3 protein-coding genes are annotated in these 4,342 nt (G+C 48.9%); all 3 read right to left on the reverse strand.

Going from position 1 to position 4,342, the window contains the following annotated elements; genetic code table 11:
• Nucleotides 1-1,118 precede the first annotated feature (1,118 nt).
• On the reverse strand, nt 1,119-2,009 hold the full coding sequence (locus BN93_RS09965; RefSeq protein ID WP_044260386.1) for an AraC family transcriptional regulator: 891 nt from the start codon (nt 2,007-2,009) through the stop codon (nt 1,119-1,121).
• Nucleotides 2,010-2,193: 184 nt separating this feature from the next.
• The gene (locus BN93_RS09970) at nt 2,194-3,414 is read right to left on the reverse strand and encodes an AGE family epimerase/isomerase (protein WP_044260388.1); all 1,221 of its coding nucleotides are present in this window, start codon (nt 3,412-3,414) and stop codon (nt 2,194-2,196) included.
• A 2-nt stretch (nt 3,415-3,416) separates the two neighbouring features.
• Nucleotides 3,417-4,342: MFS transporter (locus BN93_RS09975; protein ID WP_019188193.1), on the reverse strand; the 926-nt coding region annotated here is incomplete at its 5' end.

Below are 4,342 nucleotides of genomic sequence, written 5' to 3' on the forward strand. Positions count from 1 at the left end.
AACATTGCGCCCATCACGTTTAGTCTTATTGCCTATGCCGCCGCATAGCCGTTGGCCTTACCTCCAAAATCGTGTGTTAACGATTTGTTAAAACGATAAATATATTTTATAAATCGCGTTTTTCGGCCGAACCATTCTAGAAGAAAATAACCGCCAAAAGCCATATAAAATGCACCCAAACGAAGAAATTTCAGTGTTTTTTGCGTGCTTATCCCCTCCGTTTTTGGCCATTTACTATGCTTTTGCATTTCTCTTTGAAGAAAAAATCCCCAAAATTTGCATCCGAAACGACAAGAAAATGGTGCCTAATTGCTGGTTGTTGCAACGCATTTTGCCGCAAAACGCATCGCAATATGCACCAAAACGCAGTGCATTTTGCACCAAAACGCAATGCAATATGCACCAAAACGCAGTGTATTTTGCACCAAAATGCAATGCAATATGTACCAAAATACAAGCTAGAATGTAGCAAAATGTAGCCAAAACCCATAAAAAGCACCATTTTATGCGTTATTTATAGGCATTTTGATTATGTGGAATGAAAAACTGCGTGGCGGCGTTTGGTTGAACACTTCATGTTGTTTTGCAATCCTAATACGTGCTAAAAAGCGTGTTTTTGCGCCTAATTTCTCGTAATTATCAATAAGTCAGGTGGTTACAAACTTTAAAAATACGCGCGAAAATCCAACTGATGCTCGGATATTTTACGGCGAAGGCACTCATAATGTTAAATTTTGGTACAAATGTTTTACAATCTTATGATTGTTGTTCCGTGCCTTTGTATGCCTGTGTTGAGTTTAATGCTTGTGCCAGTAAACGTGCACTTGCACGGAATAACTTTGGGGATGAAGGATTGTTTGAAAGGGGAGCTTACCTTTCGAAAAAGAAATCCGCAACGCCTATTGGTGGGCATTGCGGATAGAAAGGCCGAGCCGATTTGGAGTTTAGCGGACAACAACAAGAGATTATCCATGCAGCACAAGTACTTATAGCGTTTCCCTAGACTATAAGTCTTGGTTTTCTTTGCCTCCAAAGCCCCCTGTTTGCTATGGGGGGTTGTCTGTTATTCCAGGTTTTCCTGCATGAGAAAACCAACCCAATAAAGTGCTATTGCCCCCTCACACAATCACCTTAATCTTATGATAATTGTTTCTAAACTCTGTTGGCGAGCATCCTTTCTTTCGCTTGAAGATACGGTTAAAGTTGCTCATGTTGTTGTATCCGCACTTAAAGCTTATCTCGACGATGGTCTCGGTGGTGTCTATCAGCATGCGCGCAGCATGTCCCATGCGTATGTCGATGATGTAATCGCTAAGCCTGCGGCCTGTGTGCAGCTTGAAAAAGCGGCAGAATGCGCTCTCGCTCATGTTGGCAAGGTCGGCCAGGGTTTTAAGTCGCAGTTCGTACATGTAGTTATCCGAGATGTATTTCTTTACGCGGAGTACCCGTCTACTATCGTCTTCGATGTTCACTTTGGCGTAACTGGTGGTGGCTAATGTGCGCGCACCTGTGCTAAGCGACAGCGTGTGCAGTATGTCGAGAAACTGCATTAAGGCCCGAAAGCGGTCGGTTATGCGGCTCATCTCGTCTAGTTTGTCGTACACCTTCATGATGGTGGTCATGGGAAACGCCAATCCCTTTTGCGCCTCTTTCATCATTCGGCGTATGCTTTCGAAGGGTGTCTTGCCGAAAAACTGGTCGGTTTCGGTCATTCCCGCCCCGAAATTAAACTGAATGGTAATCTCGCGGATGTCTTCGCTCTTGCATTCGTGCTGTTCCCAAACGTGTTCTAGCGTGGGACTGGTGATGAGCACGAGGTCGAAATCGCCAATCACTTCGCTGTTGTCGCCCACCGTTCGCCTCACCCCCGCGGCGTTTTCAACGAAGTTTAGCTCGAAAACGTCGTGGTTGTGCACGGGATAGGAGAACTCTTTCTTATGCCTGTCTGCGATGTACAGGGCATCGGTCTCCATCAATGGGGTTATTTCGTGTAGTACGTAAGTGTCCATATAATATATAAGCCTCACCCCCAACCAGTCAAGTGGTGGAGAAAAAGACCTCACCCCAACCCCTCTCCAAGGGGAGAGGGGAGTAGATAGCTTGGCTGCTTTGGTTGTTATCAATGCTATTTTAGAATTTTATTCTTTCTTGCAATTTAGGATATTATTCTTTGCTTGCAATGTCGAAACAAGGCTATTCACTCCCCTCTCCCCTTGGAGAGGGGCTGGGGGTGAGGCTTTTTCTTTCCATCACTTCCAAACACATCCTCGCATTATGATAGGGGCATTTCCAAAAGCCGGCCTTATCGTCTACGAGGTTTGGACGTGCGTTTTCGTCGCATCCCCAGAACCATTCACCTTGTTCATGGTCTACGATATGTTCGCGAGTATATTGCCAACAGCGGCGGGCGATGTCGAGAGCTGCGGTGTCGCCGAAGTGTTGATATAGGTCTATATGACCAATAACACACTCGCACATCACCCACCATTGGCGTTGGGTGTCCACTTTACCCGTGTCCGTCCATCGTTCGTACACCATCGAGCCATCCGCTTGCAGACCCTCGTCGGCCGCTTTGGCAATGGCTTTGATGGCATGCTCAACCCTTTGTAGCACGTTGGGGTCGTTCAACTCCAACGCAGCCTCGTGTAACAGCCACACCGCCTCGATGTCGTGACCAAAGCTTTGTATGTTGCGACGGCCCTGCCAACGGTCGTCGAAGAAGAGGTCGAGGTGGTTTGTCTGCGGATTAAGCAAGCGCGTGAGGAAGATGTCGATGAGGTTGGCTATGCGTTCGGCCAACTGGGGCGTGCGCCACACGCGGTAAAGATTGGTGTATGGTTCGAGAATGTGCAGGTGCGTGTTCATCGTTCGCGACCCGTTCTCGTCCTTATCGCTCAGTCGCATGTCGGCAATGGGCTGCCAGTTGCGCGTTAGTGCCTCCACATAGCCATTGTTTAGGCTGTCGAAGGCGTAGCGTTCGATGCAGTAGCAAAGGTCTTTTGCTTGCTGCAAGGCCACCTCGTCGCCCGTGGCTCGTGCGTATTCGCTCAATCCGTAGATGGCAAAACCGAGGGCGTAGGTTTGCTTTTTGGTGTCGAGCGGACGCCCTTGGGCATCCAAACTCCAAAAAACGCCACCCTCTTGCGGGTCGATAAAGTGAGCCACGAAATAATTTTTGGCCCTGGTTGCAGCCTCCAAGTATTCGGGTTTACCCAAAACGCGATAGGCAGCAGCAAAGGCCCACAATATGCGCGCATTGAGAACCGCCCCCTTTTCGGCATCGGGTACGGGGTTGCCGTGCCCATCAATGCGCCCCAGAAAACCGCCATAACGATGGTCTACCATCTTATTAAGCCAAAATGGCAAGATGTTTTGGGTGAGTTCGGCCTGCAATTCGTTCTTCAACTTCTCCATAATCATTTCCTTTTTTCTTGTAGTTCGGCGGTTATTTCCTTCATCTTCGTTTCAGAAAGCGGATAGAAATAAATGAACGCCAACGAGAGGAAAGCTCCTGCGGCGGGTAAGAACGAGAGGAACATCTTGATGCCTTGGATGGTTTCGGCCGACTGGACGGCGTTGGCTTGGAAACCAAATTGGGCGAGCATCCAACCTGTTACGGCCGTGCCAAAGGCCCAACCGAACTTCTGACTCATTGAAGACGATGAGAAGATAAGCCCTGTTGCGCGGTTGCCTGTCTTCAATTCGCTGTAATCGGCGCAGTCGGCGTACATGCTCCACAGCAAAGGGAAGATGCTGCCAGCACAAACACTGATAAGTGCTTGCAAGATAAAGATGAGCGCAAGCTGACCTTTGTCGAGCCAAAAGAAACCAACGCTAAGCACTGTTGCCACGGCCATAGCCGCCATAAAGGTGCGCCGCTTGCCAATGCGGTTGCTTATTGGGGCGGCAAGTATAACGCCAACGATGTTGGCAGCTTGCCCAACGGCAAGATAAAGACCGCTAAGCACGAAGGGCAGACCAAGGAAGGAGATGTTGCCCACAGCGGTTTCGTCTACGTAATATTTAAAATAGTAAACCGTTGCGCCATCGCGAATGGAGTTGAACACAAGCGATGCCACACCCGCACCCAGCAAAATCCACCACGGACGATTGTGCAACAGGTCGCGAAGGTCGGTTTTGAGCGAGTTCTTCTCTTGTTTCACGGGTTTTACGCGCTCTTTCGTGAGGGCGAAACAACCAAGGAAAAGCACGATGCACACTATGGCAATAACCACCACGGCCATGAGCCAACCAAACTGTGGAGCGGTGAGCCAGCCACGCATGGGGCCTTTGGGGTCGCCGCCCCCGAAAGCGTTTACCAACGGCATAAAGAGCAACAAGG

It is taken from the genome of Prevotella conceptionensis 9403948, from assembly GCF_000312305.1.
GTDB lineage: Bacteria > Bacteroidota > Bacteroidia > Bacteroidales > Bacteroidaceae > Prevotella > Prevotella conceptionensis.

What these genes read in the sequence shown, in the direction of transcription:
- BN93_RS09965 (WP_044260386.1), bottom strand. Translation starts at nt 2,009, where the DNA reads ATGGACACTTACGTACTACACGAAATAACCCCATTGATGGAGACCGAT.
- BN93_RS09970 (WP_044260388.1), bottom strand. Translation starts at nt 3,414, where the DNA reads ATGGAGAAGTTGAAGAACGAATTGCAGGCCGAACTCACCCAAAACATC.